Consider the following 26722-nt stretch of genomic DNA (forward strand, 5'->3'; position numbering starts at 1 on the left):
GCTGCGTTCACTGCAATGTGGGCGCGGGCGCCCGCCACTTCAAGCCGCAGCGGGCCCATCCGCGCCAAAAAATCGCACCGGCGAAAACTGCAGGCTCAGTCGCCGTTCTTCTCGCGCTCGCGGCTTTTGCGCAGCGCCTTTTCCTCGATGCCCGACATGCCTTCGCGGCGCTCCAGTTCGGCGAGCACGTCGGCCGGACTCAGGTCGTAATGCGACAGCATGACGAGGCAATGGAACCACAGGTCCGCGACCTCGCCGACCAGCGCCTTCGTCTCGCCGCCGTGGCGCGTGTCCTTGGCGGCCAGCACGACTTCGGTGGCCTCTTCGCCGATCTTCTTGAGCACCGCGTCGTCGCCCTTGTGAAAGAGGCGCGACACGTACGACACGTCCGGATCGCCGCCCTTGCGGCTGTCGATAATCGCCGCGAGGCGCATCAACGTATCGGTTGTGGACGGCGTGGCGGCTGCGGCTTGGGTGGTCTGCGTCATTTGTAGATGTGTTCGGGGTCTTTCAGCACCGGATCGACGGCGATCCAGTCGCCATCCTGCACGGTGCCTTCGAATTTCTGGAAAAAGCACGAGTGGCGGCCGGTGTGGCAGGCAATGCCGGACACCTGCTCGACTTTCAGCAGCACGACGTCTTCGTCGCAATCAAGCCGCACTTCATGCACGTGCTGCACGTGGCCGGATTCCTCGCCCTTGAACCACAGGCGCTGGCGCGAGCGCGAAAAGTACACCGCGCGGCCGAGCTCGATGGTTTTCGCGAGCGCCTCGCGGTTCATCCACGCGAACATCAGCACGTCGTTCGTCGACGCCTCCTGCGCGATGACCGGCACGAGTCCGTTCGCGTCCCACTTGACCTTGTCGAGCCAATTGACTGCCGTTGGATTCACCACGTCACAACCTCACCGAAATGCCCTGGTCGGCCATGAAGCGCTTGGCCTCGCCGACCGTGTGTTCGCCGTAGTGGAAAATGCTCGCGGCAAGCACGGCGTCCGCATGGCCGCTCTTGATGCCGTCGGCGAGATGCTGCAGATTGCCGACGCCGCCGGAGGCGATCACCGGAATCGGCACCGCGTCGGACACCGCGCGCGTGAGCGCCAGGTCGAAGCCGCTTTTCGTGCCGTCGCGGTCCATGCTGGTCAGCAGGATTTCGCCCGCGCCGAGCTCGGCCATCTTGCGCGCCCACTGGACGGCCTCGAGGCCGGTCGCCTTGCGCCCGCCATGGGTGAAGACTTCCCAGCGCGGCGGCTCGCCGTCCGCCGACACGCGCTTCGCGTCGATCGCGACGACGATGCATTGCGAGCCGTATTTGTCCGTCGCGTCCTTCACGAGCTGCGGATTCGCGACCGCCGACGAGTTCATGCTGATCTTGTCCGCGCCCGCATTGAGCAGGCGCCGCACGTCCTCGACGGCGCGCACGCCGCCGCCGACCGTCAGCGGAATGAATACTTGCGAGGCAACCGCCTCGATGATCGGCAGGATCAGGTCGCGCTGGTCGGAAGTCGCGGTGATGTCGAGAAAAGTGAGTTCGTCCGCGCCCTGATCGTCGTAACGGCGCGCGATTTCTACGGGATCGCCCGCGTCGCGCAGTTCGACGAAGTTGACGCCCTTGACCACGCGGCCCGCGGTGACGTCGAGACAGGGAATGATGCGTTTAGCTAGAGCCATGATCGTGCAAATCTGCCAATACCGCTGATGAGGCCGCTCGCTTCAAATGAGAATGCGAGCGGTGGTGTGCCGGGTGCTGCCCGACGGCGCCAACCCGCCCGCCTATGCGCTGCGCGTCCGACGCGCGCTCACGCGTCGTCCGATTCGCGCAGCCGGTCCGCGAGGGTTTGCGCCGCCGCGAAGTCGAGGTCGCCCGAATAGATGGCGCGGCCGCAAATCACGCCCTCAATGCCTTCGTCTTCGACTTCGCACAGCGATTCGATGTCGGCCAGATTCGACAGGCCGCCGCTCGCGATCACCGGAATCTTCACCGCGCGCGCAAGGCGCACCGTCGCCTCGATGTTGATGCCCTGAAGCATGCCGTCGCGGCCGATGTCCGTGTAGATGATCGACTCGCAGCCGTAATCCTCGAACTTGCGCGCGAGATCGGCCACTTCGTGGCCCGTCAGCTTGCTCCAGCCGTCGGTGGCGACTTTGCCGTCTTTCGCGTCCAGCCCGACGATGATATGGCCGCCGAACGCCGTGCAGGCGTCCTGCAAAAAGCCCGGATTCTTCACCGCCGCCGTACCGATGATCACGTATTCAAGGCCGTCGTCGAGATAACGCTCGATGGTATTCAGGTCGCGGATACCGCCGCCCAGCTGCACGGGAATCTCGCCGCCCACTTCCTGGATGATCGCGCGGATCGCGTCTTCGTTCCTCGGCTTGCCGGCGAACGCGCCGTTCAGATCGACGAGGTGGAGACGCCGCGCGCCGCGTTCGACCCAATGTCGGGCCATCGCCGCCGGTTCCTCGGAAAATATCGTCGCCTGGTCCATATCGCCCTGTTTGAGGCGTACACACTGACCGTCTTTCAGGTCGATGGCGGGGATCAGCAGCATAGCAATCGGGTGTTGTCTGGGAAGGGGTTGAAGGTCGGCGGCAGCGGCTGGAGGGCCAGCGCGCCGGAACGCCGTCTCGCTAGTTTAGTACAACTCTTTCGACGCCCTTGCGCGCGGGCGGCGCAAGGCGGAATCGGCATACGGCCGCAGCGGCGCGCGGCGACGGCCCCGCGGGTGGCGGACGGCGCCCGCCGACAGGGCGAAGAAAGGCGCTCACGGGTTCCAGTGCACGAAATTGCGATACACGCGCAGCCCCGCTTCGGCGCTCTTTTCCGGGTGAAATTGGGTGGCGAAGATGTTATCCCGCGCTACCGCCGAGGTAAAGGGCACGCCGTACACGGTCTCGCCCGAGGTGTGCGCCGCATTGTCCGGCACCACGTAATAGCTGTGCACGAAGTAGAAAAACGCGTTGTCCGCGACGCCGTCCCACAGCGGATGCCGCTGCGTCTGATGCACGCGGTTCCAGCCCATTTGCGGCACCTTGAAGCGCGAACCGTCGTCCTGCACCTGGCCTTCCAGATCGAAGCGCAGCACCTTGCCCGGCAGAAGGCCCAGGCCCGGCGTGTCGCCTTCGGCGCTCCAGTCGAACAGCATCTGCTCGCCGACGCACACGCCCATCAGCGGCTTCACGCGCGACGCTTCGACGACCGCTTCCTGCAGGCCGGACTCGGCCAGACTGCGCATGCAGTCGGGCATTGCGCCCTGGCCGGGCAGCACCACGCGGTCGGCCGCGCGGATCGCTTCCGGCTGGTCGACGATAGCCACGTCCGCTTCCGGCGCGGCCTTGCGCAACGCCTGCGCCACCGAGCGCAGGTTGCCCATTCCGTAATCCACAATCGCTATCGAAGTTTTCATTTCAAGTTAGGCAGCAAAGCCTTCAATCCGTCGACGATGAATTCCACCGCCAGCGCCGACAACATCAAACCCATGAGCCGCGTGCCGATGTTGATACCGGTGCGACCGACCCAGCGCGCAATCGGTTCGGCAAGGCGCAGCGAAAAAAAGCAGATCGCCGCCAGCACCGCGCCGATCACGATCAGCCCAATGCGGTCATACCAGTGCGGCGAGCCGGCCGCGTAGATGATCGTGGTGCTGATCGCGCCGGGGCCGGTCAGGAGCGGAATGGCCAGCGGCACAACCGCGATGTTGTCCTTCTGCTCCGCCTCGTCGCGCTCTTCGGGCGTGGACCGGCTATTGCCGATCTGCGCATTCAGCATGTTGATCGCCATCAGCAGCATGATGATGCCGCCGCCCACTTCGAGCGAGCCGACCGAAATGCCGAAGAAGCTGATGATCTGCTGCCCGAGCAGCGTGGTCACCGCGATCACGCAGAACACCGAAATCGCCGCGATCCGGATGGTTCTGCGCCGTTCGGCGTCGCTCTGATTCGCCGTCAGACTCATGAAGAACGGAATGGCGCCGACCGGATTGATCAGCGCGAGCAGCGAAATAAACGACTTCAGAATGTCCATTGCACACCGGGCGCGCGCCGTGCGCGTACCGGTCCGGGTAAGTAAGTCGCTTAAAGGCTGCCCTTGGTCGACGGAATCTGGCCCGCTGCGCGTTCGTCGAGTTCGACGGCCATGCGCAGCGCGCGGCCAAACGCCTTGAACACCGTTTCCAGCTGATGGTGAGCGTTGATGCCGCGCAAATTGTCGATGTGCAGCGTCACGCCCGCGTGGTTCACGAAGCCGCGGAAAAATTCGATGGACAGGTCGACGTCGAACGTGCCGATGCGCGCACGCGTGAACGGCACGTGGAATTCGAGCCCCGGACGGCCCGAGAAGTCGATCACGACGCGCGACAGCGCCTCGTCGAGCGGCACATACGAATGGCCGTAGCGGCGAATGCCCGTGCGGTCGCCGATCGCCTTTGCCACTGCCTGGCCGAGCGTGATGCCGGTGTCTTCGACGGTATGGTGGTCGTCGATATGCAGGTCGCCATGCGCTTCGATGTCGAGATCGAAAAGACCATGCCGCGCAATCTGGTCGAGCATGTGGTCGAGAAACGGCACGCCCGTGGCCAGCTTCTGCTGACCGGTGCCGTCCAGGTTGATCTTGACACGGATCTGCGTTTCGCTGGTGTTGCGAACGACTTCCGCAAGGCGCATGGTAATTCCTCGAATCTGGCTACAAAGCGATAGTAGTGTGGGAGGGAAGCGGCAAGCCGCCGTTTAATGCAATACGAGCTTCAACGCGGCGAGCAACTGGACGTTTTCCTCGGGAGAACCGACGGTCAAACGCACGCAATTCGCCAGCAATGGGTGCATTTTACTCACGTTTTTGACCAGAACCCGCGCCGTCAGCAGGGTTTCGAACAGAATGGAGGCGTCCGGCACGCGCACGAGCAGGAAGTTGCCGGCGCTCGGAAACACTTCGGCGCCCGGCAATTGCGCGACAGCGTCGGCCAGTTTGGCGCGTTCGTCGCGCAATTTTGCCGCCTGCGAGTCCAGCACGTCGACGTGATCGAGCAGGAAATCCGCCGCCGCCTGAGTGAGCACGTTGGTGTTGTACGGCGGCCGCACCTTGTCCAGCTCCGTGAGCCACGCGGGCTTGCCGACGAGGTAACCGAGGCGAATGCCGGCCAGACCGAGCTTCGACACCGTGCGCATCACGACGACGTTGTCGAACGCGTCGGCGCGCGGCAGCCAGCTTTTCTGGGCGAACGGCTGATACGCCTCGTCGATCACCACGAGGCTCTTCGTCGCGGCGGCGATGATGCGCTCCATATCGGCGTCGTCGAACAAGGTGCCGGTCGGATTGTTCGGATAGGCAAGATAGATCACCGCGGGCTCGTGTTCCACGATGGCCGCGAGCATGGCTTGCGCATCAAGCGTGAAATCCGCCCTGAGCGGCACGCCGACGAATTCGAGATTCGCGAGCTTCGCCGACATCTGATACATGACGAAACCCGGCACCGGCGCGAGCACCTTGGCGCCCGGCTTCGCGCACGCGACCGAGAGCATGCTGATGATCTCGTCCGAGCCGTTGCCGAGCAGCACGTCACAGCCGGCCGGCACACCCATCACGCGCTTGATCTTCTCGATGAGCGCTTCCGGGCGCGGCGCCGGGTAGCGATTCAGCGCGACACCGGCCAGATGCTCGCCGAGATGCGCGGCCAGCACCGGCGGCAGCGCAAACGGGTTTTCCATCGCGTCGAGCTTGATGTAGCCCGTGGCGTCCGGTACCGGATAGCTCGTCATCGCGAGCACGTCGGGGCGGATAATGTCTTGAGGTGTCGTCATAAGTCAGTGGGCTCGGCCGCGTGCGCCGAATGCGTGTCGAGCACGCACGCTTCGGACACGCCTCGTGGCGCGGCGGCTTGCCGCGCCGGGTTGGTCTGTATTGTGGGCGAGGCCGCCGGCGCCCGCGCCGGCTCCTCCGCTCAGCCGCCTTGCCGCATCCGGTATTCCGCGCTGCGAGCGTGCGCCTGCAAACCTTCGCCGTAAGCCAGTTCGGCGGCGATTTCGCCGAGCGTCTGCGCGCCTTCCGCGCTCACTTCGATCACGCTCGAGCGCTTGAAGAAATCATAGACGCCGAGCGGCGACGAGAACCGTGCGGTGCGCGACGTAGGCAGCACGTGGTTCGGCCCAGCGCAGTAGTCGCCGAGACTCTCGCTCGTGTAGCGGCCGAGGAAGATGGCACCCGCGTGGCGGATCAGCTGGCCCCACTGATGCGGCTCCAGCGCCGAAATCTCAAGGTGTTCCGGCGCGATGTCGTTGGCGATCGCACAGGCTTCAGCCATGTCGCGCACCTTGACGAGCGCGCCGCGCCCTTCGAGCGACGCCTGAATCACATCGCGGCGCGGCATGGTGGGCAGCAGTTCGTTGATCGCATCCTGCACGCGGCCAATGAACGCGTCGTCCGGACACAGCAAAATGGACTGCGCGAGTTCGTCGTGTTCGGCTTGCGAGAACAGGTCCATCGCGACCCAGCGCGGATCGGTCGTGCCGTCGCAGAGCACGAGAATTTCCGACGGTCCCGCGATCATGTCGATGCCGACCGTGCCGAACACCCGGCGCTTGGCCGACGCCACATACGCGTTGCCCGGGCCGCAGATCTTGTCGACAGCCGGCACGGTTTCGGTGCCGTATGCGAGCGCGCCGACAGCCTGCGCGCCGCCAATGGTGAACACGCGATCCACGCCGCCGAGCAATGCGGCCGCCAGCACCAGCGGATTCTTCACGCCGTCAGGCGTGGGCACGACCATGACGATTTCACGCACGCCGGCCACGCGAGCCGGAATCGCATTCATCAGCACCGACGACGGATACGCCGCCTTGCCGCCCGGCACGTAGATGCCCGCGCGATCGAGCGGCGTGACCTTCTGGCCGAGCACGGTGCCGTCGGCTTCCGTGTATTGCCAACTGTGACTGCCGCACTCGATCTTCTGTTTCTCGTGATAGCCGCGCACGCGCGCCGCCGCGGCTTCGAGCGACGCGCGCCGCTTCGGCTCGAGGCCTTCCAGCGCCGCTTCCAGCTCCGAAATCGGCAGCTCCAGCGCGCCGACGCTCGGCGCGTCCAGCCGGTCGAAGCGGTTCGTGTATTCCAGCACCGCCGCGTCGCCGCGCGCCTTCACGTCGTTCAGAATCTGCGCGACCGAGCGCTCGATTGCTTCGTCTTCGCTCGCCTCGAACGCGAGCACCGCGTGCAGCGACTTCTGGAAGTCGGGAGCGGTGGAATCGAGTTTGCGAATCTTGATAGACATACGTGTATCCGTTTCGGTAAGGCGCGCTTTACAGCGAGGTCAGACGGGTCGAACGAGCTGTCAGGCCGCGGCAAGGCCGGCTTTCGTCGCGCGTTCGAACGCGTCGAGAATCGGCCGCAACGCGGCGCGCTTGAGCTTGAGCGCCGCCTGGTTCACAACGAGGCGCGACGAAATCTGCATGATTTCCTCCACCTCCACGAGATTGTTGGCGCGCAAGGTGTTGCCCGAGCTCACCAGGTCGACGATGGCATCCGCGAGGCCGACGAGCGGCGCGAGTTCCATCGAACCGTACAGCTTGATCAGATCGACGTGCACGCCCTTGGCCGCGAAATGCTCGCGCGCCGTCTCCGTGTACTTGGTGGCCACGCGCAAGCGGGCGCCCTGGCGCACGGCGTTCGCATAATCAAACCCTGCGGCGACCGCGACCGACATGCGGCAGCGCGCGATATCCAGATCCACCGGCTGATACAGGCCGCTGCCGCCGTGTTCGAGCAGCACGTCCTTGCCCGCCACGCCGAAGTCCGCCGCGCCGTATTCGACGTACGTCGGCACGTCGGTTGCGCGCACGATGATCACGCGCAGATTCGCGTCCGTAGTCGGCAGAATCAGCTTGCGCGAGCTTTCCGGATCTTCGGCCACCTCAATGCCGGCTGCGGCGAGGAGCGGCAGCGTTTCCTCAAAGATACGCCCCTTCGACAAAGCCAGCGTAAGCGGCGCGCTGACCGTCGGCGAAGTCGAGGTTTGCGGCATCGAGCTCATGCCTCGCTCCCGGATACGCGGCGCACCTTTGCGCCGATCGCGTTCAGCTTGGTTTCCATGCGGTCATAACCGCGGTCCAGATGGTAGATGCGGTCGATCAGCGTCTCGCCTTCCGCGCGCAGCGCGGCGATCACGAGGCTCGCCGACGCGCGCAGGTCCGTTGCCATGACTTTTGCGCCGGAGAGCTTGTCGACGCCGGTCACGAGCGCGGTCTTGCCGTCAGTCGTAATGTTCGCGCCGAGGCGGTTCAGCTCCTGCACGTGCATGAAACGGTTCTCGAAGATGGTTTCGACCACCTGCGACTTGCCGTCCGCCACCGCATTGAGCGCCATGAACTGCGCCTGCATGTCGGTCGGAAACGCCGGATATTCCGACGTGCGGAACGACACCGCGCCCGGGCGCTGATTCATGCGCACGCGCATCCAGTCGTCGCCTTCCTCGATGGTCACGCCCGCTTCGCGCAGCTTCGCGGTCACCGCTTCCAGAATCTGCGGACGCACCTTTCGCAGCGTGACGTCGCCGCCCGCCGCGGCCACCGCGCACAGGAACGTGCCGGCCTCGATGCGGTCCGGAATCACCGTGTGCTTCGCGCCGTGCAGCTTGTCCACGCCCTGAATCACGAGACGGTCAGTGCCGATGCCTTCGATCTTCGCGCCCATCTGCACGAGCAGATGCGCGAGATCGCCGACTTCCGGCTCGCGCGCCGCGTTCTCGATGACCGTCTCGCCTTCCGCGAGTACCGCCGCCATCAGCAGATTTTCGGTGCCGGTCACCGTGATCATGTCGGTGATGATGCGCGCGCCCTTCAGCCGCTTCGCACGCGCTTCGATAAAGCCGTGCTCGATCGTGATCTCGGCGCCCATGGCCTGCAGGCCCTTGATGTGCTGATCCACCGGCCGTGCGCCGATCGCGCAGCCGCCCGGCAGCGACACGCGCGCGTGGCCGAAGCGCGCGACGAGCGGCCCGAGCACGAGGATCGACGCGCGCATGGTCTTGACCATTTCATACGGCGCGACGAGGTTGTCGACCTTCGACGCGTCGAGCGACACGCGGCCGTCGCCGCTTTCGATGCGCACGCCCATCTGCCCGAGCAGCTTGAGCATGGTGCGCACGTCCTGCAGATCCGGCACGTTGTCGAGATGCACCGGCTCCGCGCTCAACAGACTCGCGCACAGAATCGGCAACGCCGCGTTCTTCGCGCCCGAGACAACGACCTCACCCGACAGCGGGTAGCCACCTTCAATGACGAGTTTGTCCATGCCTATGTGTTCCTGATCGACCCGGACTTCAGCCGGGACTGCTTGCATTATGTTCGGCGCGCCGCTGCCCGCGTCGCGCCCTTCCTGAGTGATTCGCACTAAATTTCCAGATTACGCGTTCTGCCATTCGGCGGGCGTCAGCGTTTTCATGCTGAGCGCGTGAATTTCTTCGCGCATGCGGTCGCCGAGCGCCGCATACACGAGTTGATGGCGCTGGATCAGCCGCTTGCCCTCAAAGCTCGGAGACACGATGGTCGCAAAGAAATGCTGACCGTCGCCTTCGACTTCGAGATGCTGGCAGGCGAGCCCAGCGGCGATGTATTGCTTGACCTGTTCGGGAGTCGGCAACATGAGAGAAGCTCCTCGTCAGTGGCGCAGCTTGTAGCCGGAGGCGAGCATGCGCATCGCCACCACGGCCAGCACCACGAAGAAACCGGCGACAATCGCAAGGCTCGCGAGCGGATTGATATCCGACATCCCGAAGAAACCGTAGCGAAAGCCGTCGATCATGTAGAAAAATGGATTGAGCCGCGACACCTCGCGCCACACGGGCGGCAGCGTATGCGTCGAGTAGAACACGCCCGAGAGAAACGTGAGCGGCATGATCAGAAAATTCTGGAACGCAGCGAGCTGGTCGAACTTTTCGGCCCAGATGCCCGCGATCAGACCGAGCGTGCCGAGGATCCCCGCGCCGCAAATCGCAAACAGGATGATGTAAAGCGGCGCCGCGAAATTGACCGGCACGAACCAGATGGTCACGATGAACACGCCGAAGCCCACTGCGAGGCCACGCGCGACGGCCGCGAGCACATAGGCGGCGAACATCTCATAGTGCGACAGCGGCGGCAGTAAAACGAACACCAGATTCCCGGTGATTTTCGACTGGATCAGCGACGACGAGCTATTGGCGAACGCATTCTGCAACACGCTCATCATCACGAGGCCCGGCACCAGGAAGCTTGTATATTCGACGCCCGGATAAACCTGCACATGGTTGCGCAAGGCGTGGCCGAAAATGGTCAGATACAAGAGCGCCGTGATGATGGGCGCGAGCACAGTCTGGAACGACACCTTCCAGAAACGCAGGATTTCCTTGTAGAACAGCGTGCCGAAACCGCTATAGCCGCTCATGCGAGCCCCTCGATCACTTCCGGACCGTTCATGACCTGAACGAAAACATCCTCGAGGTCGGCCTTGCGGACCTCGATTTCTTCGAACGTGCAGCCTGCCGCGCGGCATTGCGCGAGAATTTTCTCGACGTCGTCATAGCTCGCCAGACGCAGCAGATGCTGGCGGCCATTGCCGTTGCCCGCGCCGCCCTCGGCTTCGAGCGGCCGCAGTTCGGCGGGCAGCACGCCTTGCGCGAAGCGCACGAACAGCTGCATGCCGGCGAAGCGCTGGAGCAGCGTGCTCGTGCGATCGAGCGCGACCACTTCGCCGCGGCGCAGCATCGCAATGCGGTCGCACAGCGATTCGGCTTCTTCCAGATAGTGCGTGGTCAGCACAATGGTGTGGCCCTCGCGATTCAGGCGCGAGATGAATTTCCACAGCGTTTGGCGCAGTTCGACGTCGACGCCCGCAGTCGGCTCGTCGAGCACGATGACAGGCGGCCGGTGCACGAGCGCCTGTGCGACCAGCACGCGGCGCTTCATGCCGCCCGAGAGCGCGCGCATGTTGGCGTCGGCTTTGTCGGTGAGATCGAGGTTCGCCATGATCTCGTCGATCCACGCGTCGTTGTTGCGCAGCCCGTAGTAGCCCGACTGGATACGCAAGGTTTCGCGCACGGTGAAGAATGGGTCGAACACCAGTTCCTGCGGCACCACGCCCAATGCGCGCCGTGCGGCGCGGAAGTCGTCCACCACGTCGTGGCCGCGCACGGCGATGCTGCCTTCGTCGGCGCGCGCGAGGCCCGCGAGAATGCTGATGAGCGTTGTCTTGCCCGCGCCGTTCGGACCGAGCAGCCCGAAGAACTCGCCTTCTTCCACCGTAAGGCTGACGCCCTTGAGCGCCTGCAAGTCCTTGTAGCGCTTCTTGACGTTACGAATTTCTATGGCTGACATGACAGTGCGCCACGTGCGTCGCGGCGCTTAAAGAAGCCCTGGGCGGGCGCAAAATGCTGGACAAGAAACGGAATTGGGGCGGGTTGGGCGACCCGAACCATGCCCCAAAAAACGTTTGATTATAGGGCAAAACCCGGCGGCCCTATGTCAGTTGCGGGGATTGGAAGGTGTGCGATGCAGATGCGGGGCAGGTGAGACTGGCGCGCTTGCGGCAGCCTGCTGCGCGGAAGCAAAAAACAGCAGCCGGCACGCGCACGACTGCTCAGTTGGGGCGATCGCCATGCGCGGCACCGGCGATCAGCGTATCCACGCCATAGGCTTGCGCGAGACTCGCGAGCCCAGCCGGCAGATTGACGACCTGAAACGGGCCGCCGCGCGCTTGCGCGGCCCGCTGCCACGCGAGAAGCACAGCCAGCGCCGACGAATCGAACTGCGTAAGCGGCGTGCAATCCACACCGCGCGCGCCGGCTGCAATGCGTTCCAGACCCGCCGCGAGCGCGGCCTTCGCGCTCGCGTGGGTCAGCGTCGCGCCGCTCGCGAAGCGATTGGCGACGGGGCTCAGCACTTCGCTCACGACTGCTTGCCCGCGGCGAGTTGCTGATTGCGCTGCGTGAGGAACTGGATCAGTCCGTCCACGCCCTTCTGCTGGATCTGCTCGTTGAACTGCTGCTGATAAGCCTGAATGAGCCATGCGCCCAGCACGTTGATGTCATACACGCGCCAGCCCTGCGGCGTCTTGTACAGACGATAGTCGAGCTCGATCGGCGAACCGTTGTTCATCACGACCGAACGCACCACCGTGTCGGTGTCGTCCGGATTCATGCGGAACGGCTTGTACTGGATCTGCTGGTCGCGCACCTGCGCGAGCGCGCCCGAATACGTGCGGATCAGCAGCATCTTGAACTGCTCGACCACCTGGTTCTGCTGCTCCGGCGTGGCGGTGCGCCAGTTGCGGCCCATGGCCAGCTGCGTGGTGCGGCGGAAATCCGTGTACGGCAGGATCTTTTCGTTGACGAGACGCGTGATGTGAGAAATGTCGCCCTGCTGGATGGACTTGTCGGCGCGCACCGCGTCGATCACCTGCTGGGTCACGGTTTTGACGAGCACGTCTGGCGCGTTGCTGTCGACAGTTTGTGCCGATGCACCAGCACTCATGAACGAGAACAGCGCAGCAAACAACGGAATGAGGAAGAATTTTTTCATATCGAGCCTTGCGTAAAAAATAGTGCAACCGTTTGAACCGACATTAACACGCGAGTTCAGCAGCAATCCATGCGCAAACTGCGAGAGTCGTATCGATGTGTTACGGCCGCACCCGCACCATCAACGCAGCTTGAACGACGGGAAATTGAACCGCGTGGGCGGCACCAGCTGCCCCGCCGGAATCTGCGTGGTTTCGGGACCGCCGTTGACGTCGAGCGGCGGTGTCTCCGCGCTGCCCGACGCGGCTTCCGGCGCGGAAGCGCTGTTGGCGGTGGCCGGCTGCGGTGGCGTGGCGGCGTTCGCGCCGGGAGCGGCCGACGCCTTCGCTGCAGCACCGCCCGCTCCCGCTGCGCCGGCGGTTCCCGTTACTGCGCCCGCCGGGGCGCCCGCGGCCGTGCCGTCGACGTCCTCGTACTTCGGCAGCGGCGCCTCGTCGCCATAGTTCGGCAGCGCCTGCGCCTGCTTGCCGTCAGACAGCAGATACTGACGACGCTGCAAGTACGCATTACGCACGAACGAATATTTGTCGAGCGCGGCGCCTTCCAGCACGTCGCTCGCATTCAGCAGATTCGCGCGCGTGTTGACGATGTTCAGGCCGTACAGCGCCCAGCTCAAGCCCGGCGGATCGATGTAGCTGAGCGGGTTGACATAGTAATTGCCGATCGAGCCGACCGCATCGCGCAAGGTGCTCGGGCCGAAGAGCGGCAGCACCAGATACGGACCCGCGGGCACGCCGTAATGGCCGAGCGTCAGACCGAGGTCGTTGTCGTGCTTGGGCAGCTTCGCGAGCGTCGCCACGTCGAACAGGCCGCCCACACCGAAGACCGTGTTGATCACGATCCGCATGATGTCTTCTACGCCGTCGGTGATCTTCAGTTGCAGCAGGTTGTTTGCCGCAATGTAGACGTCGCCGATATTCGAGAAGAAGTTCGTCACGCTGTCACGCACCGGCTGCGGCGTAATGAACACGTAGCCCTTGGCGACCGGCTTGAGCGCGTACTGGTCGAGCTTGTCGTTGACCGTGAAGATGGTGCGGTTCAGGCCCTCGAGCGGATCGCCCTTAGTCGGCGTCTGCACGGTGGTGCAGCCGGCGAGCGCCGCCGCCGCGACGGCCAGTCTGGCCAACCGGAAGACGCGCGCGCCCCCGGCCTGTAAGGTCTGCATTGTTGTTCTCCTTATTGACCGGCCGAGCCGGAAGCAGGCAGCGCCGCCGCGGGTGCCGGCGCCGCCGCGTTTCCGCCCGTTGCGGCGCCCGGCTTCGATGCGCCCGAATCGGCCGCTTTACTGTAGAGGAACTGCCCGATCAGGTTTTCCAGCACGATGGCCGATTGTGTCATCGAAATCGTGTCGCCCGCCTTCAGCATCTCGGAATCGCCACCCGGCTCGAGTCCGATGTATTGCTCGCCGAGCAGCCCGGAAGTCAGGATCTTCGCCGACGTGTCTTTCGGAAACTGGTATTGCTTGTCGATGTCGATCGTGACGAGCGCCTGATAGGCATTGCTGTCGAAACCGATCGACGCCACGCGGCCCACCGTCACGCCCGCGCTTTTCACGGGCGCGCGCGCCTTCAGTCCGCCGATATTGTCGAACTTGAGCTTGACCGGGTAGGTCGCCTGAAACGACAGCGAGCTCATGTTGCCGGCCTTCAGCGCGAGAAACAGCAATGCCACGAAACCCAGCACTACGAACAGGCCGACCCAGAAGTCGAGAGCAGTCTTTTTCATCGTCATCCTAAAGTGAATCCGCCACGCCGCCGTCGAACCGCGCGCGCCGAGCGACGCGCCGCAGCAGCCGACAGGCAACGCAGTCCTAGCTGAACATCAGCGCGGTCAGCAGAAAATCGAGGCCGAGCACCGCGAGCGACGCATACACGACCGTCTTTGTCGTGGCGCGCGACACGCCTTCCGGCGTGGGCCTCGCTTCGTAGCCCTGGAACAGCGCCACGAACGTCACGGCCAGGCCGAACACCACGCTTTTGACGACGCCGGCGCCGACGTCGCGCCAGACATCCACGCCGCCTTGCATTTGCGACCAGAACGCGCCGGCGTCCACGCCGATCAGCAGCACGCCGACCACATAGCCGCCCGCGACGCCGACCGCGCTGAAAATCGCGGCGAGGATCGGCATGGAAATGATGCCGGCCCACAGACGCGGCGCGACCACGACCTTGACCGGGTCGACCGCCATCATTTCCATGGCGGTCAATTGCTCGCCGGCCTTCATCAGACCGATTTCGGCGGTGAGCGACGTGCCCGCGCGGCCGGCGAACAGCAGCGCGGTGACCACCGGCCCCAGCTCGCGCACGAGCGACAACGCGACGAGAAGCCCAAGCGCCTGCTCGGAGCCATAGCGGTTCAGCGTGTAATAGCCCTGCAAGCCGAGCACGAAGCCGACGAAGAGCCCCGACACCGCAATGATCACGAGCGAATAATTACCCACGAAGTGGATCTGCTTCGTGACAAGACGCGGACGGCGCAGCAACGGGAAGAATTCGAACAGCAGCCGGAAGAAAAAGCGCGTCGCGTAACCGGCCGTGCCGAGGCCGTCGAGCACCGAGCGGCCGAGCGTGCTGATCAACGAGCCGATCATGACTGACCTCCGCCGACGCCGAAGTCCGCCGCGAGCGGCGTCCTGCTCGGATAGTGAAATTTGAAGGGACCGTCCGGCGCGCCGTCGATGAACTGCCGCACCGTGGGATCCGTCGACGCGCGCAGTTGCGCGGGCGTGCCCTCGGCATGAACGCCGCCGTTGGCGAGGAAATATACGTAGTCGGCAATGGCGAACGATTCCGGCACGTCGTGCGTGACCAGAATGGAGGTCGCGCCGAGCGCCTGATTGAGCGCGCGAATCAGATTGGCGGTGATGCCGAGCGAGATCGGGTCGAGGCCGGCGAACGGCTCGTCGTACATCATCAGTTCCGGGTCCAGGGCGATAGCGCGCGCAAGCGCCACGCGCCGCGCCATGCCACCGGAAATTTCCGACGGCAGCAGATCGCGCGCACCGCGCAGGCCGACCGCGTTGAGCTTCATCAGCACGAGGTCGCGGATCAGTTCCTCGGGCAGATCGGTATGCTCGCGCAGCGCGAACGCGACGTTCTCGAACACCGACATGTCCGTGAACAGCGCGCCGAACTGGAACAGCATGCCCATCTTGCGGCGCAGCGTGTACAAGCCCTCGCGCGTTTGTGCGCCGACGTTTTCGCCGTCGAACAGGATCTCGCCGCGCTGCGCGCGCACGAGGCCGCCGATCAGCCGCAGCACCGTGGTCTTGCCGCAGCCCGAGCCGCCCATGACCGCGACGACCTGGCCGCGCTTGAAGCGCAGATTCAGGTTCGACAGGACGAGCCGGTCGCCGTAACCGAAGTCGACGTCGCGCAGCTCGAGTAAGGTCTCGGATGGGGAAGACACTGACTGACAATCCTTTTACACGGAAGGCCGAATTATAGGGCCATCATGCAAAAGTTGCCGTGAGGTGCCCTCTCCCTTAACGATTCGCGACCATTATTGCGTAAACGCTTGTTGCAGTGCGGAAACGGCGGCCGCCGGATCGGCCGCTTCCGTCACGGCGCGCACCACGGCAGCGCAGCCCACGCCGGTCGCGAGCACGTCGGGCAGCACCTGCAAATCGATCCCGCCGATCGCCACGAGCGGCACCTCGCCGTCGAGTAGCCGGACGTAGCGCGCGAGGCGCTTCAGGCCCTGAGGCGCGGTCGGCATCACCTTGGTGGTGGTCGGAAAGACGGCGCCGAGCGCGACATAGCTCGGGCGGAAGTGCAGCGCCTTCAGAATCTCGTAGAAACCGTGCGTCGACAAACCGAGGCGGATGCCCGCCGTGGCAAGCGCCGACAAGTCCGCCGTGTGCACGTCTTCCTGCCCGAGATGCACACCGTAGGCGCCCGCCTCGAGCGCGGCCCGCCAGTGATCGTTGATGAAAACCTGCGCGTCGTGCCGCCGCCCCGCCGCGACGCAGCGGGCAATTTCGCGCTGGAGCTCATCCGCGGGATGGGCGGACTTGCGGCGCAACTGCACCGTCTTCACGGCGAAGTCCAGCACCCGTTCGACCCACTCGGCGCTCGGCAGCACCGGATACAGGCCGAGCCGCTCCGGGCAGCGCGGGAACGCCTCGGCCGGCGCCGGCGGCAAGCCGGCCACGCGCGGGAAGCTGGCCAGATCGCACGGGAAGGAATCGCCCGCGGCGTGCGTGCGGGTTTCGTCGCCGTCGCGCCACGCGAGCGCGAGCACGAGCGCGTCGTGCGGATCGAAACCGCAGTCCAGAAACGCGGCCAGCGCGGGAATCCAGTCTTCCGCGAGATGCCCTTCCAACCGGTACTTTTCGCCGCCGAGGTGCAGCGTCGCCTTGTGCTCGGCGGCCTCGACCACGGCCGCGCCCTGCACGAGCCAGCGCGCCATCTGTTCGCCATGCCGGGCGGCGTCGGCGACCACGATCAGATCACCGCCGTTCGGCTCGTCCGGCGCGGTCAGGCAGATGCGCCACGGCGCGTGCGTGGGCGGCCAGTCGCCGAGGCGCGCGCGGATGCGCTCGGTGGCTTCGACGAGTTCGTCGGCGGGCGGCCAGAACAGGTCGCGGTCTTTCAGAGCCAGAGTCTGCGTCATGCTGCGCTCCCATCCTGATGCCAGAAGGGCATGCCGACCACCGGCGTGCTCGCGTGCGCGCTTTCGCGCTCGGCCATCGGTCCGGCGAGGAAGGCCTCGCGGCCGGCTTCGACGCCGAGCGCAAAAGCGCGGGCCATTGCCTCGGGATGCGTGGCCTGCGACACGGCCGTGTTCAACAGCACGCCGTCGAAGCCCCATTCCATCACCTGCGCCGCGTGCGACGGCACGCCGAGTCCGGCGTCCACAATGAGCGGCACGTCGGGCAGCCGTTCGCGCAGCACGCGCAGGCCGTACGGATTGATGACGCCCTTGCCCGTGCCGATGGGCGCGCCCCAGGGCATCAGCGCTTCGCAGCCGGCGTCGAGCAGACGGCGGCCGATCACGAGGTCTTCCGTGCAATACGGCAGCACCTTGAAGCCGTCTTTGACGAGCTTCGCGGCCGCCTCGATCAGGCCGACCGGATCGGGTTGCAGCGTGTAGTCGTCGCCGATCAGTTCGAGCTTGATCCACTCGGTTTCGAAGATTTCGCGCGCCATGTGCGCGGTCGTCACCGCCTCGCCGACGGTCAGACAGCCGGCCGTGTTAGGCAGCAGCGGCACGCCGTGGCGCTTGAGCAGATCGAAGAACCCGGCTTCGGCGCCGCCTTCGTTCATCTGCCGGCGCAGCGCGACGGTCACCATGCCGGGGCGCGCGGCCGCGATCGAATCCGACAGCGATTGCAGCGACGGATAGCGCGAGGTGCCGAGCAGCATGCGGCTCGCGAAGGTCTGGCCGTAGAGCGTGAGCGCGTCGGCGGGTTGGGGGGAAGTCATGTGCATCATCGGGTCTCCGGCAAGGCAAGGCGGGCGGCGATTGGGTGCGATCTGGTGCGATTGGGTGAGCGCGGTGTGATCAACCTCGCGGTCGGCGGTCGGCATGACTGCGGCTGCATGACTGCAGCTGCATGGCTGCGGCCGGCGGGGCGCCCGCGGTCGCGATTGGCGCTCGCGCGCCGATCGGCCGCGGACGACACGCCACAGGCGCTCACCCGCCGGCCACCGGCTGCACCACGTCCAGCTTGTCGCCGGGCTGCAACGCACGCGCCGCATGCTGCGTGCGCGCGACGAAATCGCCATTCAGCGCGACGGCAAACGGCGGCCGCGCGCCATACGCGGCGAGCGCATCCGCGACAGTCGCGCCTTCGGGCAGCGACAACGGCTTCTGATTGATATGAATGTCCATAGTGCTCAAATACGATTCAGTCGACGGCCAATACATGACCAATGCCCGAGCGCTCACCGCGCCGCCTCGTCACCCCAACGCTCGTGCCGGCTCCCGCGCGCGGTCCTCGTGGAACAGCTCGCTCCAGCGCGCGGCGTGCCGCCAGTCGGCGAATGCATCCGCGTCGGCGACGCGCCCGTCCAGCAGCGCCGCCGCAAAACGCACGGCTTCGTCGGCGACTTCGGGCACGATCATGTAGCCGTGCCGGTACAGGCCGTTCACGCGCAGCGTCTGTCCGCCGTCCCACAACAAGGCCGGCCGATGATCGGGCAAGGTCGGCCGGCACTGCGAATTCAGTTCGAGAATGCGCGCCTCGCCGAAGCCCGGATGCACGGAAAACGCCGCGCTCAGCAGTTCCAGCGCGGAGCGTACGCTGACGGGCGACATGTCCTCGCCCTCCACTTCGGTCGCGCCGATCACATACAGATCGTCCTGTTTCGGCGCGATGTAGAGCGGATAGCGCGGATGCAGGAGCCGCACCGGCCGCGTCAGATGGATGCCCGGCGCGTGCACGCGCGCCACTTCGCCGCGAATGCCGCGCAGCGTCGGCAGCACGGGTTTGGCGCCGAGGCCGCGGCAATCGATCGTGATACGCGCCGGCGGCAGCGCACCGTCTTGCACCGGCGTATTCCAGTGTGTTTGCACACCGCGTTGCGCGAGGCCCGCGGCGAGAGCGCGCAGTACCTGGCGGTTGTCCAGCTGCCCCTCGCGCGGCAACAGCCAGCCCTGGTTGAAGCGCCCGGCAAGCGCAGGCTCCGCCGCGCCCAGTTGCGCGCCCGCCAGCGTGACAAAGCCGCCGTCCAGCAACTCGGCCGGCGCGTTCGAGCGCACGCGCCTTTCGAACAGCGGCGCCTCGGTCCGATCCGCGTGATGCCAAACGACGAGCGTGCCGTTGCGCTGGAAGAACACCGGCTCGGGCAGCTCGGCCAGCACGCGCGGCCAGCTTTCGAGCGATGCCGCGCCCAGCCGCGTGATCAGCAGCTCCGCGCTCGCGGCTTCGGCGAGCGGCGCCAGCATGGCCGCCGCGACCCACGCTGCGGCGTCCGAACCGGTGGCGTCGCCGCGCTCATAGAGTGCGACGCGATGGCCGTCTCCGGCAAGCCGCCACGCAACGAGGCGCCCGCACAGGCCGCCGCCGAGCACGGCGAAATCGGATTGCGCGGCACGGCTCATCGTGCGCCCTCCGCTTCGATATGACGGTGAACGGGGACACAATGCGCGTGCCGAACGGCGCGGCCGGCGCAGTTGGCGCGATCAGGAGCAAAACACATAACTGAACAATAGGCGGTCATCGAGTCCTTTCCGTACGGCCAACAGGAAGCGCGTACCCAGGACGAAACCGGCGGGCAAGGCCGGCCAAGCAACAGGCGTGCTCGAATGAACTACGCCGCCCGGCGGGGAATGGAAGACTGGCTGCTTCCGGAAACTTCCCGCGCCGGTATTACCCGGATCGGGTGCAAAGGGTCTCTCTCAGCCTCGCTGCCGCAGCGTGAGAATCACGCCGCTCAAGTGCGAAGCACCCCTGTTTCGTCGAAAGGTCATTAGACCATAAAAGGCGCGGCGCTCGCAAACGAGCGGCGCATTGCGTCGCACGCGGCTTGATCCGGCACCATCTCTTGCGGCTTTTGTCTGATCCAGAGCGGCGGCCCGGCGCTCTGGCACAATGCCAGCAGAGATGACGCGGCGAGCGCGGCATCGCGCGAGGTACGGCGGTCAAACGTGGCAGCGGCGGCGGCGCAAGAGAGGGCCGCCCGAGACCCGCTGCATGCGCGGCGCCGGGAATTAATTTTCGCTTAAGGGCTTCACGCCAGAATCGGCAGTCGCCGCGGCGCTCGCCCATGTGGCGCCGCGCCCGCACATGCACCAGGACCCGCGACGGGCCGGCCCGCGTGGCCCGCCAGACGCGGCGCGGCCACCGTGGCATGGCCAGATTAGAACAGCACTCCTCAGGACGCTCATGACAACGCATACTTCTGTCAGCCCCGCGCTGCCGCCCGACGAGAAAGTCTCCGCCTGGAGTCTGATCAAGCCTTACTGGGTGTCGGAAGAAAAAAAGACCGCGTGGGCCATGCTCATTGCGATCATCGCGATGAACCTCATGGTCGTGTGGATCAACGTCCGCCTGAACCGCTGGAGCGCGGACTTCTACAACGCGCTGCAAACCAAGAATGTGCGCGACTTCCCGCATCTGCTGATGATCTTTTCCGGGCTCGCGTTCGGCTACATCATTCTCGCGGTGTATGGGCGTTATATGCGCCAGATGCTCGGCTCCCGTTGGCGCCAGTGGCTCACCACGCGCTATCTGAACGAGTGGCTGCACGACAGCGCGTTTTACCGCATCGAACGCGACCGCCTCGCCGACAACCCCGATCAGCGGATCAGCGACGACCTTCAGTCGTTCGCCACCACGACGCTTTCGCTCACGCTCGACCTGCTGTCCACCGTCGTCACGCTCGTGTCGTTCATCACGATCCTGTGGGCGCTGGCCGGCGCGCTGACCATCACGCTCGGCGGCGTGCCGCTGCATATTCCCGGCTACATGGTGTGGGCGGCCGCGCTGTATGCGGTGGGCGGATCGCTCGTGATTCAGAAGGTCGGGCATCCGCTCGTGCCCATCAACTATCAGGCGCAGAAAGTCGAGGCGGATTTCCGTTTCGGCCTGATCCGTCTGCGCGAGAACGCCGAGCAGATCGCCTTCTACAACGGCATGGACACGGAGAAGAAAAACGCCCATTCGCTGTTCAGCCGCATTCGCGACAACTGGTGGCAGGTCATGAAGTACACGAAGCGGCTCACCTTCGTGCTGAGCTTCTACGGTCAGATCGCGATTATCTTTCCGCTCGTCGTCGCCGCGCCGCGCTATTTTGCCGGCGCCTTCACGTTCGGCGTGCTGATGCAGATTTCCAGCGCGTTCGGCACCGTGAGCGATTCCTTTTCGTGGTTCATCAACAGTTATTCGACGCTGGTGGAATGGCGCGCCACGGTCAACCGTCTGCGCGAATTCAAGCGTGTCGTGCATGCGCCGCGTCTGAAGGAATCCGTCTCACCGGCCACCGCGCACGGCGGCATCAATCTGCATTTCGTCGACGCCGACGAGCTCTCCACCGACGGCCTCGAGCTCGCGCTGCCGAACGGCAGCCCGCTGTCGCGCATTCGCGATATCGTGATTCACCCCGGTTCGCGCTGGCTCGTGCGCGGCCCGTCGGGCTCGGGCAAGAGCACGCTGATGCGCGCGCTGGCGGGCCTCTGGCCGTTCGGCGACGGCGCGATCGACGCGCCGGTCAACGCCCGCATGATGTTCATTCCGCAGGTAAGCTACATGCCGATCGGCACACTCAAGGCAGCGCTCGCATATCCGTCGGCGGCCGACACCTATACCGACGACGAATGCCGCGAGGCGCTCGTGACCTGCCATCTGTCGCAATACGCGGACCGTCTGCAGGAAACCGCCCACTGGACGCGCGTTCTCTCGCCAGGCGAGCAACAGCGCCTCGCTGCCGCGCGCGTGCTCCTGCACAAGCCGGACTATCTGTTCCTCGACGAAGCGACGAGCGCGCTCGACGCTGAAAACGAAGCGCGTCTCTACCGCCTTTTCACCGAGCGGCTGCCGAAGGCGGCGATTGTCAGCGTCGCGCATCGCGAGTCGCTCGCTGCATTCCATGACGAAACGCTCGACGTCGAGCGTGCCGCCGAAGCGGTCGCCGCATGAACACCGCAAGCGACACCGCCGGCGAAAGCAGCGCGGCGTTCGAGCGCGTTGTGCTGATCACCGGCGCCGGTTCGGGTATCGGCGCGGCGCTGGCCCGGCGCATCGCCGCGCCGCGCACTGCCCTGATGCTGCATGCACGCGGTGCCGAGCGCGAGTCGCGTGAACGCCTTGCGCAGGTGGCCGCCGATTGCAGCGCCAACGGCGCCGTCTGCGCCACGGTGTTCGCCGATCTCGCCGAGCGCGGTGCGGCGGAACATGTGGTGCATCAAACGCTCGCAAGCTTCGGCGCGCTCGATCAACTGGTCGCGAATGCCGGGCATGCGCAGCGTCAAACGCTTCAGGCGCTGGATCCCGATGCGCTCAGCGCGGCATTCGCCGCCATGCCCGCTGCGTTCGCCGCGCTCGTCAAACGCGCCACCTCTGCATTGGACACCTCGAAGCGCGGCCGCGTGGTCGCACTCAGTTCGTTCGTCGCGCATCGTTATCGGGCGGATACGCCGTTCGCCGCCACCGCCGCGGCGAAAGCGGCGCTCGAATCGCTCGCGAGAACCGCGGCCGCCGAACTCGCGCCGCACGGCGTGACGGTGAATTGCGTCGCGCCCGGCTACACGCGCAAGGACCGCGGGCCGAGCGCCGACAATGCGTCAGCGTGGACCCGCGCCGCCGAGTCGACGCCGCTCGGGCACATCGCCGAACCGGCGGATGTCGCCGCGCTGATCGCGTTTCTGCTGTCCGACGAAGCGCGTCACATCACAGGCCAGGTGATTCATGTCGACGGCGGACTGACGCTCGGCTGAGTCGCGCGCCAGCGCACGTTTATCCCGCCACAACGCCAGGCCACGGCAAGATCCGGCAACACGCGGGAACACCCGGAAAGCATTTGCGAAGCGGGCAAGCTTTTCCGCCCTTTGAAACGAGCCCGAAGCAGCGACGATAGTCGTGCGCGCCGTCCCCGCGGCTCGCACGCTCTCCACTGCTAACGGATTCCCGCTCATGTCACTCGATCGCCGTTCTTCTCCGCTTCACCGCCTCGGGCTCGCTCTCGGCGCAGCCATGCTGCTCGCTGGCGCCGCGCACGCAGCGCAAACCACGCCGCCGAATGAGCCCGCCGACGTCTGCCCCGCGCTCAAGCACATCGTCGAAGCATCCGACTTCAAGCAACTGCATGCACAATCGGCCGCGCAATTGCCGGGCGTCGAAAGCACCGAAGATTGCCGCGCCAACGCGCATGCCTACGACTGCCACTGGCGCGCGCACTGGCAGGCCGACGGCGTCGTCAACGATCCGCTCGAAGAAATCGGCGCCGATATCGCCGCTTGCTTTCCGAATGTCGTGCACGACGTCAACACGCCGACGCGCCAGCACTTCATCGTGACCACCGCCGCGCGCCGTGTGAACGTGAGCGCGAGCGTGCAAGGGCAAAACGAGTTGCGCCTGCGCGTCACGCGCTGAACGCACGCACTGCGCAACAATCTTGACGATGGTCACGATGCGCCCGCCGCTGCTTTCGCGCCGCTCAGTCGATGTCCGTTGTTGGCCTTCATCGCATCTCGCCCTGCATCATGACCTTCCTGCTTTGCATACGCGCTAACGCATTCGCGCGCGCTCCCCGTGCGGCGTGGGTCATGTTGCAGCGGCCGGGCGCGCGGCTTGTGGCGTGCACGACGCTCACGGTCGGACTGAACGGCTGCGCGTGGACCCTGATTCAGGCAGCCGACGCCACCGGCTCCGTGATCCAGGCGGGCTACGCCATCGCGGCGAACTATTCGTCGCCGACTTTTGTGAGCGGCCGTCCCGCAGATGTGCGCCACGTGTGCATTGAGGTCAACACTGCCGTGTCGGTCGGCGATTTCGTGCCGGCGCTGCAACTCGCGCTCGAGCGCCGCGGCATTCGTTCGGACGTCTACAATCCGGGCACCTCGCCGGCCGGATGCGAGGCGCGCCTCGTGTACAACGCCGCCATCGACTACGGCCGCCGCTCGTTCAGCGACGACGCAATCCAGTATCTGTCCATCATCGATCTGACGCTCGTGCAGAACGGCCGCGTTCTCGTCACCGCGCGCTATCAAACGGGCGGCCTGAACACCGACCGCTTTTCCTCCGCGTCCACCAAACTCAACGGACTGATCGACAGGATGGTGATCGACCAGACCGATTTTGGCCGCCGGACGCTGCAGACCATTCAGACCTCGCAGATCAATTAGCCTCGCGCCCTTGCTTTGTCTTACGCGAGAAAGTATTGGAAAGCGTTAGCCGCTTTGCTGCGCCCGCGCGGATCACTAAGATGACCTGAATGAACCAATCCATTCTGGTCGTCGACGACGACCCCGTCGTACGCGAGCTCGTCAGCCAATATCTCGAAGGACGCGGCTTCAAGGTTGCCACGCTCGAACATGGCATGGCGCTGCAGCGCAAGCTCCAGGACGAACGTCCCGCGCTCGTCGTGCTCGACATCATGATGCCGGAGCTCGACGGCATCAGTGCGCTGCGCGCGTTGCGCGTGGCGGGCGACGACATTCCCGTGATTCTTCTCACGGCGCGCGCCGATCCGATCGATCGCGTCATCGGCCTCGAACTCGGCGCCGACGATTATCTCGGCAAGCCGTTCGAACCGAGCGAACTCGTGGCGCGCATCCGCACAGTGCTGCGGCGGCGCGGCTCGGTCGCGCCGAGCGCGCCCGAGCAGCGCGCGCCGTATCGTTTTGGTCGCTTCGAAGTCAACTTCCCGGCGCGCGAATTGCGCCGCGACGGCGAGCGCATCACGCTGCGTTCAAGCGAATTCGCGATGCTGAAAGTGTTCGTCACCCACGCGATGACCGTGCTCACGCGCGCGCAACTGCTCGAAAAACTGCACGGCAATAGCGACACGCATCGCAACCGCAGTCTGGATGTGTCGATCTGGCGATTGCGCCGGCTAATCGAGGTCGATCCGTCCGAACCGCGCTACGTGCAGACCGTGTGGGGACGCGGCTACGTGTTCGTGCCGGACGGCGAAATCGGTGCAGCGGAACGCGGACCGGCCTCGCTTGCGGAGTAAGTACCGCGGGCGCCGGTTCGGCGGGGCGGCGCATGCCGCGCAGCGCGCGCCGACATGACGCGGCGCGATCCTGCGCGTCAGAACGTCAGCACGCTCAGGAACATTCTCTGCAGCCAACCCATGGTCGTCGCGTCGGAAAGCATGCCGGTGCCGGCCTGCTCGATGCGTGCATTCGCAACCTTGCTCGACGCAACGTAGTTGCCTGATTCGATGTCCTTAGGATTGACGACGCCCGATAGCCGCAGCCGGTCGCGGTTACCACTCATCGAAATCACCTTTTCGCCGGACACGACGAGATTGCCCGAGGGCATGGTGCCGATCACGGTGACAGCCAGCGTGCCGTTCATGCCGCTCACGTCGGTGAGGCTTCCCTGCCCTTTGAACTCGGTGCTCGCCGAGCCGATGTTGAACAGCCTCGCGAGCCGCGCTGCCGCGCCGGTCGACTTGTCGGCGGCGTCCGCGGTAATGCTGCTCGCGCGGCTCGCCGCCGCCGTCGAACTGTTGTTGCCGCTGTATGACTCCGACAGCCGGATGGTCAGCACGTCGCCGATATGCTGCGCGCGCGGCGTCTCGTACAGCACCATGAGCGTGCCGGCCTGATAGATCGCGCCCTGCGTGTTGACGTTCAGCGGCGCGGACACGAGCGGCGGTGCCATCGGCGTGTCGACAATCGACTTCTGTGCGCTCGCGCAAGCGGATAGACAGGCTGCCGCCGCGCACACCGCGGCGGAAAAACGTGACGTAAGCATGGTTGTACTCCTTGGTCTCAAGGTGTCCGAAACGAGTTCAGGCTCGACCAGCCGCCCACTCATGGCGGACCGAGCATGCGCCGCACCTCACATCAGCCGGCTTCCGCATCGCTCGCCTGCCATTGCCGTACGACCGACTTGACCCACGCGTCGGAGCCCTTCAGCAGATAAGTCAGCGTGCCGTTGCGCGTGCCCGGCAGGAAACACAGCGTGATCGAGCTGACCGCGTTTTCCCACACATAGACCGGCAGCGCGCCGGGCGACGACACGTTCTGCGTCGCGTGACGCGGCGGGCCATAGCGCTCCGCGAGCGCGTCGCGCAAGTCCTCGGCGGTGACCTCGTCGATCACGAAGGAAATCTCGTAGAGGCGCAGCGCGCTTCGGCCTTCGCTCCGGTCTTCCATGCGCGCGAAACGCAGCACATGCTCGGCCGCCGGCGCACCGTCGACCACCGCTTGCGAGAGCGCCCACCCGCTGTCGTCCCGATGCGCCCAGCGGCAGGCGACCGTCAGGCTGTCGCGCGACTTGAGCCGCATGCCGAGCGCGCCGGCCTGCACGTCCGTCTCGCAGACCGGCACGCTGCCGAGCGGCGTCGCCCGCACCTTCGAACCGGCGCGGAATTCGTCGAGCGTGATGCCAAGCGCAATGCCGCGGAATGCAAACGGCGTCTCCGCGCGCCGACGCGCGTCGGCGGCAGCTTCTCTCGTGGCCGATGCCGGCGCGCCTGCATCGCGCGCCGCCGGCTGTGCCGGCACGGTCAGCGGGAACATGCCGCACAGCAGCGCGAACGCAAGGGCAATCCGTTTGGGTGTCAT

Annotated in this window: 31 protein-coding genes and 1 riboswitch; of the genes, 5 read left to right on the forward strand and 26 right to left on the reverse strand. The window is 65.5% G+C overall.

The annotated features are described in order from the left end of the window. Window positions 1–95: 95 nt before the first annotated feature. The 24 genes from HV711_RS11510 to HV711_RS11625 all read right to left on the reverse strand — a co-directional run bounded on the left by HV711_RS11510 (window position 96) and on the right by HV711_RS11625 (window position 19585). A complete protein-coding gene (locus HV711_RS11510) occupies window positions 96–488 on the reverse strand; it encodes a phosphoribosyl-ATP diphosphatase (RefSeq protein WP_013589768.1) in 393 nt (130 codons plus the stop codon). Next, complete coding sequence (hisI, locus tag HV711_RS11515; RefSeq protein ID WP_013589769.1) at window positions 485–895, reverse strand: phosphoribosyl-AMP cyclohydrolase; 411 nt, start codon at window positions 893–895, stop codon at window positions 485–487. Before hisI ends, HV711_RS11510 begins: the two co-directional genes overlap by 4 nt. 1 nt (window position 896) lies before the next feature. Next, a complete protein-coding gene (hisF, locus tag HV711_RS11520) occupies window positions 897–1670 on the reverse strand; it encodes an imidazole glycerol phosphate synthase subunit HisF (protein ID WP_028362357.1) in 774 nt (257 codons plus the stop codon). A 128-nt stretch (window positions 1671–1798) separates the two neighbouring features. Continuing rightward, on the reverse strand, window positions 1799–2551 hold the full coding sequence (gene hisA, locus HV711_RS11525) for a 1-(5-phosphoribosyl)-5-[(5-phosphoribosylamino)methylideneamino]imidazole-4-carboxamide isomerase (RefSeq protein WP_013589771.1): 753 nt from the start codon (window positions 2549–2551) through the stop codon (window positions 1799–1801). Window positions 2552–2764: 213 nt separating this feature from the next. Then, the gene (hisH, locus tag HV711_RS11530) at window positions 2765–3406 is read right to left on the reverse strand and encodes an imidazole glycerol phosphate synthase subunit HisH (RefSeq protein WP_013589772.1); all 642 of its coding nucleotides are present in this window, start codon (window positions 3404–3406) and stop codon (window positions 2765–2767) included. Then, window positions 3403–4023, reverse strand: a complete 621-nt coding sequence (locus HV711_RS11535; RefSeq protein ID WP_013589773.1) for a YchE family NAAT transporter — start codon at window positions 4021–4023, stop codon at window positions 3403–3405. Before HV711_RS11535 ends, hisH begins: the two co-directional genes overlap by 4 nt. 50 nt (window positions 4024–4073) lie before the next feature. Continuing rightward, the gene (hisB, locus tag HV711_RS11540; protein ID WP_035479564.1) at window positions 4074–4661 is read right to left on the reverse strand and encodes an imidazoleglycerol-phosphate dehydratase HisB; all 588 of its coding nucleotides are present in this window, start codon (window positions 4659–4661) and stop codon (window positions 4074–4076) included. A gap of 63 nt (window positions 4662–4724) precedes the next feature. Beyond that, complete coding sequence (hisC, locus tag HV711_RS11545) at window positions 4725–5795, reverse strand: histidinol-phosphate transaminase (protein ID WP_035479567.1); 1071 nt, start codon at window positions 5793–5795, stop codon at window positions 4725–4727. A gap of 140 nt (window positions 5796–5935) precedes the next feature. Continuing rightward, the gene (hisD, locus tag HV711_RS11550) at window positions 5936–7258 is read right to left on the reverse strand and encodes a histidinol dehydrogenase (RefSeq protein WP_015003875.1); all 1323 of its coding nucleotides are present in this window, start codon (window positions 7256–7258) and stop codon (window positions 5936–5938) included. A 60-nt stretch (window positions 7259–7318) separates the two neighbouring features. Further along, a complete protein-coding gene (hisG, locus tag HV711_RS11555) occupies window positions 7319–8017 on the reverse strand; it encodes an ATP phosphoribosyltransferase (protein ID WP_035479568.1) in 699 nt (232 codons plus the stop codon). Beyond that, window positions 8014–9276 (reverse strand): UDP-N-acetylglucosamine 1-carboxyvinyltransferase, encoded by a 1263-nt coding sequence (murA, locus tag HV711_RS11560; RefSeq protein ID WP_013589778.1) that lies wholly within the window; start codon window positions 9274–9276, stop codon window positions 8014–8016. Before murA ends, hisG begins: the two co-directional genes overlap by 4 nt. A 111-nt stretch (window positions 9277–9387) precedes the next feature. Further along, on the reverse strand, window positions 9388–9627 hold the full coding sequence (locus tag HV711_RS11565; protein WP_006052280.1) for a BolA family protein: 240 nt from the start codon (window positions 9625–9627) through the stop codon (window positions 9388–9390). Window positions 9628–9642: 15 nt separating this feature from the next. After that, window positions 9643–10407, reverse strand: coding sequence for an ABC transporter permease (locus tag HV711_RS11570; protein WP_035479570.1), 765 nt, complete (start codon window positions 10405–10407; stop codon window positions 9643–9645). Next, window positions 10404–11336 carry an ABC transporter ATP-binding protein gene (locus tag HV711_RS11575; RefSeq protein WP_013589780.1) on the reverse strand — a complete coding sequence of 311 codons (933 nt, stop codon included), beginning with the start codon at window positions 11334–11336 and terminating at the stop codon, window positions 10404–10406. The genes HV711_RS11570 and HV711_RS11575 overlap by 4 nt, the downstream gene beginning before the upstream one ends. A 262-nt stretch (window positions 11337–11598) precedes the next feature. Further along, the gene (locus tag HV711_RS11580; RefSeq protein ID WP_028362361.1) at window positions 11599–11910 is read right to left on the reverse strand and encodes an STAS domain-containing protein; all 312 of its coding nucleotides are present in this window, start codon (window positions 11908–11910) and stop codon (window positions 11599–11601) included. After that, a complete protein-coding gene (locus HV711_RS11585; protein ID WP_013589782.1) occupies window positions 11907–12539 on the reverse strand; it encodes an MlaC/ttg2D family ABC transporter substrate-binding protein in 633 nt (210 codons plus the stop codon). Before HV711_RS11585 ends, HV711_RS11580 begins: the two co-directional genes overlap by 4 nt. A gap of 120 nt (window positions 12540–12659) precedes the next feature. Beyond that, window positions 12660–13703 (reverse strand): MlaA family lipoprotein, encoded by a 1044-nt coding sequence (locus tag HV711_RS11590; RefSeq protein ID WP_035479572.1) that lies wholly within the window; start codon window positions 13701–13703, stop codon window positions 12660–12662. Between the two features lie 11 nt (window positions 13704–13714). Then, window positions 13715–14263 carry an outer membrane lipid asymmetry maintenance protein MlaD gene (gene mlaD, locus HV711_RS11595; protein ID WP_035479621.1) on the reverse strand — a complete coding sequence of 183 codons (549 nt, stop codon included), beginning with the start codon at window positions 14261–14263 and terminating at the stop codon, window positions 13715–13717. An 85-nt stretch (window positions 14264–14348) separates the two neighbouring features. Next, window positions 14349–15116 (reverse strand): lipid asymmetry maintenance ABC transporter permease subunit MlaE, encoded by a 768-nt coding sequence (gene mlaE / locus HV711_RS11600; protein ID WP_035479623.1) that lies wholly within the window; start codon window positions 15114–15116, stop codon window positions 14349–14351. Between the two features lie 8 nt (window positions 15117–15124). Then, the gene (locus tag HV711_RS11605; protein ID WP_013589786.1) at window positions 15125–15946 is read right to left on the reverse strand and encodes an ABC transporter ATP-binding protein; all 822 of its coding nucleotides are present in this window, start codon (window positions 15944–15946) and stop codon (window positions 15125–15127) included. A gap of 93 nt (window positions 15947–16039) precedes the next feature. Next, window positions 16040–17152, reverse strand: coding sequence for a thiamine phosphate synthase (gene thiE / locus HV711_RS11610; RefSeq protein ID WP_082201427.1), 1113 nt, complete (start codon window positions 17150–17152; stop codon window positions 16040–16042). Then, window positions 17149–17964 (reverse strand): thiazole synthase, encoded by an 816-nt coding sequence (locus tag HV711_RS11615; protein ID WP_035479627.1) that lies wholly within the window; start codon window positions 17962–17964, stop codon window positions 17149–17151. Before HV711_RS11615 ends, thiE begins: the two co-directional genes overlap by 4 nt. 211 nt (window positions 17965–18175) lie before the next feature. Next, window positions 18176–18373 carry a sulfur carrier protein ThiS gene (gene thiS, locus HV711_RS11620; RefSeq protein WP_006052269.1) on the reverse strand — a complete coding sequence of 66 codons (198 nt, stop codon included), beginning with the start codon at window positions 18371–18373 and terminating at the stop codon, window positions 18176–18178. A gap of 69 nt (window positions 18374–18442) precedes the next feature. Beyond that, complete coding sequence (locus HV711_RS11625; protein ID WP_035479574.1) at window positions 18443–19585, reverse strand: FAD-dependent oxidoreductase; 1143 nt, start codon at window positions 19583–19585, stop codon at window positions 18443–18445. Between the two features lie 237 nt (window positions 19586–19822). Then, window positions 19823–19946: riboswitch (TPP riboswitch) on the reverse strand. 423 nt (window positions 19947–20369) lie between these two features. Between HV711_RS11625 and HV711_RS11630 the strand changes: the two genes are divergently transcribed. The 5 genes from HV711_RS11630 (at window position 20370) to HV711_RS11650 (ending at window position 25158) form a co-directional block, all read left to right on the forward strand. Continuing rightward, entirely contained in the window at window positions 20370–22121 is a 1752-nt protein-coding gene (locus HV711_RS11630; RefSeq protein ID WP_035479576.1) for an ABC transporter ATP-binding protein/permease, read from the forward strand. Further along, window positions 22118–22918 carry an SDR family NAD(P)-dependent oxidoreductase gene (locus tag HV711_RS11635; RefSeq protein ID WP_035479578.1) on the forward strand — a complete coding sequence of 267 codons (801 nt, stop codon included), beginning with the start codon at window positions 22118–22120 and terminating at the stop codon, window positions 22916–22918. The genes HV711_RS11630 and HV711_RS11635 overlap by 4 nt, the downstream gene beginning before the upstream one ends. A 196-nt stretch (window positions 22919–23114) precedes the next feature. After that, complete coding sequence (locus HV711_RS11640; RefSeq protein ID WP_013589792.1) at window positions 23115–23573, forward strand: hypothetical protein; 459 nt, start codon at window positions 23115–23117, stop codon at window positions 23571–23573. Between the two features lie 173 nt (window positions 23574–23746). Then, window positions 23747–24325, forward strand: a complete 579-nt coding sequence (locus HV711_RS11645; protein WP_051224032.1) for a hypothetical protein — start codon at window positions 23747–23749, stop codon at window positions 24323–24325. An 89-nt stretch (window positions 24326–24414) separates the two neighbouring features. After that, window positions 24415–25158 (forward strand): response regulator, encoded by a 744-nt coding sequence (locus HV711_RS11650; RefSeq protein WP_013589794.1) that lies wholly within the window; start codon window positions 24415–24417, stop codon window positions 25156–25158. Window positions 25159–25235: 77 nt separating this feature from the next. On the opposite strand, the gene HV711_RS11655 is transcribed toward HV711_RS11650, so the two are convergent. Together HV711_RS11655 and HV711_RS11660 are read right to left on the reverse strand one after the other, a co-directional pair. Then, window positions 25236–25907, reverse strand: coding sequence for a flagellar basal body L-ring protein FlgH (locus HV711_RS11655; protein ID WP_028362371.1), 672 nt, complete (start codon window positions 25905–25907; stop codon window positions 25236–25238). Between the two features lie 92 nt (window positions 25908–25999). After that, window positions 26000–26722, reverse strand: a complete 723-nt coding sequence (locus tag HV711_RS11660; RefSeq protein ID WP_035479581.1) for a hypothetical protein — start codon at window positions 26720–26722, stop codon at window positions 26000–26002.

This window comes from Paraburkholderia phenoliruptrix, assembly GCF_902859825.1.
GTDB classification, from domain to species: domain Bacteria; phylum Pseudomonadota; class Gammaproteobacteria; order Burkholderiales; family Burkholderiaceae; genus Paraburkholderia; species Paraburkholderia phenoliruptrix.

Coding starts and splice junctions, on each gene's coding strand:
- HV711_RS11510 (WP_013589768.1), bottom strand. CDS start 488: ATGACGCAGACCACCCAAGCCGCAGCCGCCACGCCGTCCACAACCGAT.
- hisF (WP_028362357.1), bottom strand. CDS start 1,670: ATGGCTCTAGCTAAACGCATCATTCCCTGTCTCGACGTCACCGCGGGC.
- hisA (WP_013589771.1), bottom strand. CDS start 2,551: ATGCTGCTGATCCCCGCCATCGACCTGAAAGACGGTCAGTGTGTACGC.
- hisH (WP_013589772.1), bottom strand. CDS start 3,406: ATGAAAACTTCGATAGCGATTGTGGATTACGGAATGGGCAACCTGCGC.
- HV711_RS11535 (WP_013589773.1), bottom strand. CDS start 4,023: ATGGACATTCTGAAGTCGTTTATTTCGCTGCTCGCGCTGATCAATCCG.
- hisB (WP_035479564.1), bottom strand. CDS start 4,661: ATGCGCCTTGCGGAAGTCGTTCGCAACACCAGCGAAACGCAGATCCGT.
- hisC (WP_035479567.1), bottom strand. CDS start 5,795: ATGACGACACCTCAAGACATTATCCGCCCCGACGTGCTCGCGATGACG.
- hisD (WP_015003875.1), bottom strand. CDS start 7,258: ATGTCTATCAAGATTCGCAAACTCGATTCCACCGCTCCCGACTTCCAG.
- hisG (WP_035479568.1), bottom strand. CDS start 8,017: ATGAGCTCGATGCCGCAAACCTCGACTTCGCCGACGGTCAGCGCGCCG.
- murA (WP_013589778.1), bottom strand. CDS start 9,276: ATGGACAAACTCGTCATTGAAGGTGGCTACCCGCTGTCGGGTGAGGTC.
- HV711_RS11565 (WP_006052280.1), bottom strand. CDS start 9,627: ATGTTGCCGACTCCCGAACAGGTCAAGCAATACATCGCCGCTGGGCTC.
- HV711_RS11570 (WP_035479570.1), bottom strand. CDS start 10,407: ATGAGCGGCTATAGCGGTTTCGGCACGCTGTTCTACAAGGAAATCCTG.
- HV711_RS11575 (WP_013589780.1), bottom strand. CDS start 11,336: ATGTCAGCCATAGAAATTCGTAACGTCAAGAAGCGCTACAAGGACTTG.
- HV711_RS11585 (WP_013589782.1), bottom strand. CDS start 12,539: ATGAAAAAATTCTTCCTCATTCCGTTGTTTGCTGCGCTGTTCTCGTTC.
- HV711_RS11590 (WP_035479572.1), bottom strand. CDS start 13,703: ATGCAGACCTTACAGGCCGGGGGCGCGCGCGTCTTCCGGTTGGCCAGA.
- mlaD (WP_035479621.1), bottom strand. CDS start 14,263: ATGAAAAAGACTGCTCTCGACTTCTGGGTCGGCCTGTTCGTAGTGCTG.
- thiE (WP_082201427.1), bottom strand. CDS start 17,152: ATGACGCAGACTCTGGCTCTGAAAGACCGCGACCTGTTCTGGCCGCCC.
- HV711_RS11615 (WP_035479627.1), bottom strand. CDS start 17,964: ATGACTTCCCCCCAACCCGCCGACGCGCTCACGCTCTACGGCCAGACC.
- thiS (WP_006052269.1), bottom strand. CDS start 18,373: ATGGACATTCATATCAATCAGAAGCCGTTGTCGCTGCCCGAAGGCGCG.
- HV711_RS11625 (WP_035479574.1), bottom strand. CDS start 19,585: ATGAGCCGTGCCGCGCAATCCGATTTCGCCGTGCTCGGCGGCGGCCTG.
- HV711_RS11630 (WP_035479576.1), top strand. CDS start 20,370: ATGACAACGCATACTTCTGTCAGCCCCGCGCTGCCGCCCGACGAGAAA.
- HV711_RS11635 (WP_035479578.1), top strand. CDS start 22,118: ATGAACACCGCAAGCGACACCGCCGGCGAAAGCAGCGCGGCGTTCGAG.
- HV711_RS11640 (WP_013589792.1), top strand. CDS start 23,115: ATGTCACTCGATCGCCGTTCTTCTCCGCTTCACCGCCTCGGGCTCGCT.
- HV711_RS11645 (WP_051224032.1), top strand. CDS start 23,747: ATGTTGCAGCGGCCGGGCGCGCGGCTTGTGGCGTGCACGACGCTCACG.
- HV711_RS11650 (WP_013589794.1), top strand. CDS start 24,415: ATGAACCAATCCATTCTGGTCGTCGACGACGACCCCGTCGTACGCGAG.
- HV711_RS11655 (WP_028362371.1), bottom strand. CDS start 25,907: ATGCTTACGTCACGTTTTTCCGCCGCGGTGTGCGCGGCGGCAGCCTGT.
- HV711_RS11660 (WP_035479581.1), bottom strand. CDS start 26,722: ATGACACCCAAACGGATTGCCCTTGCGTTCGCGCTGCTGTGCGGCATG.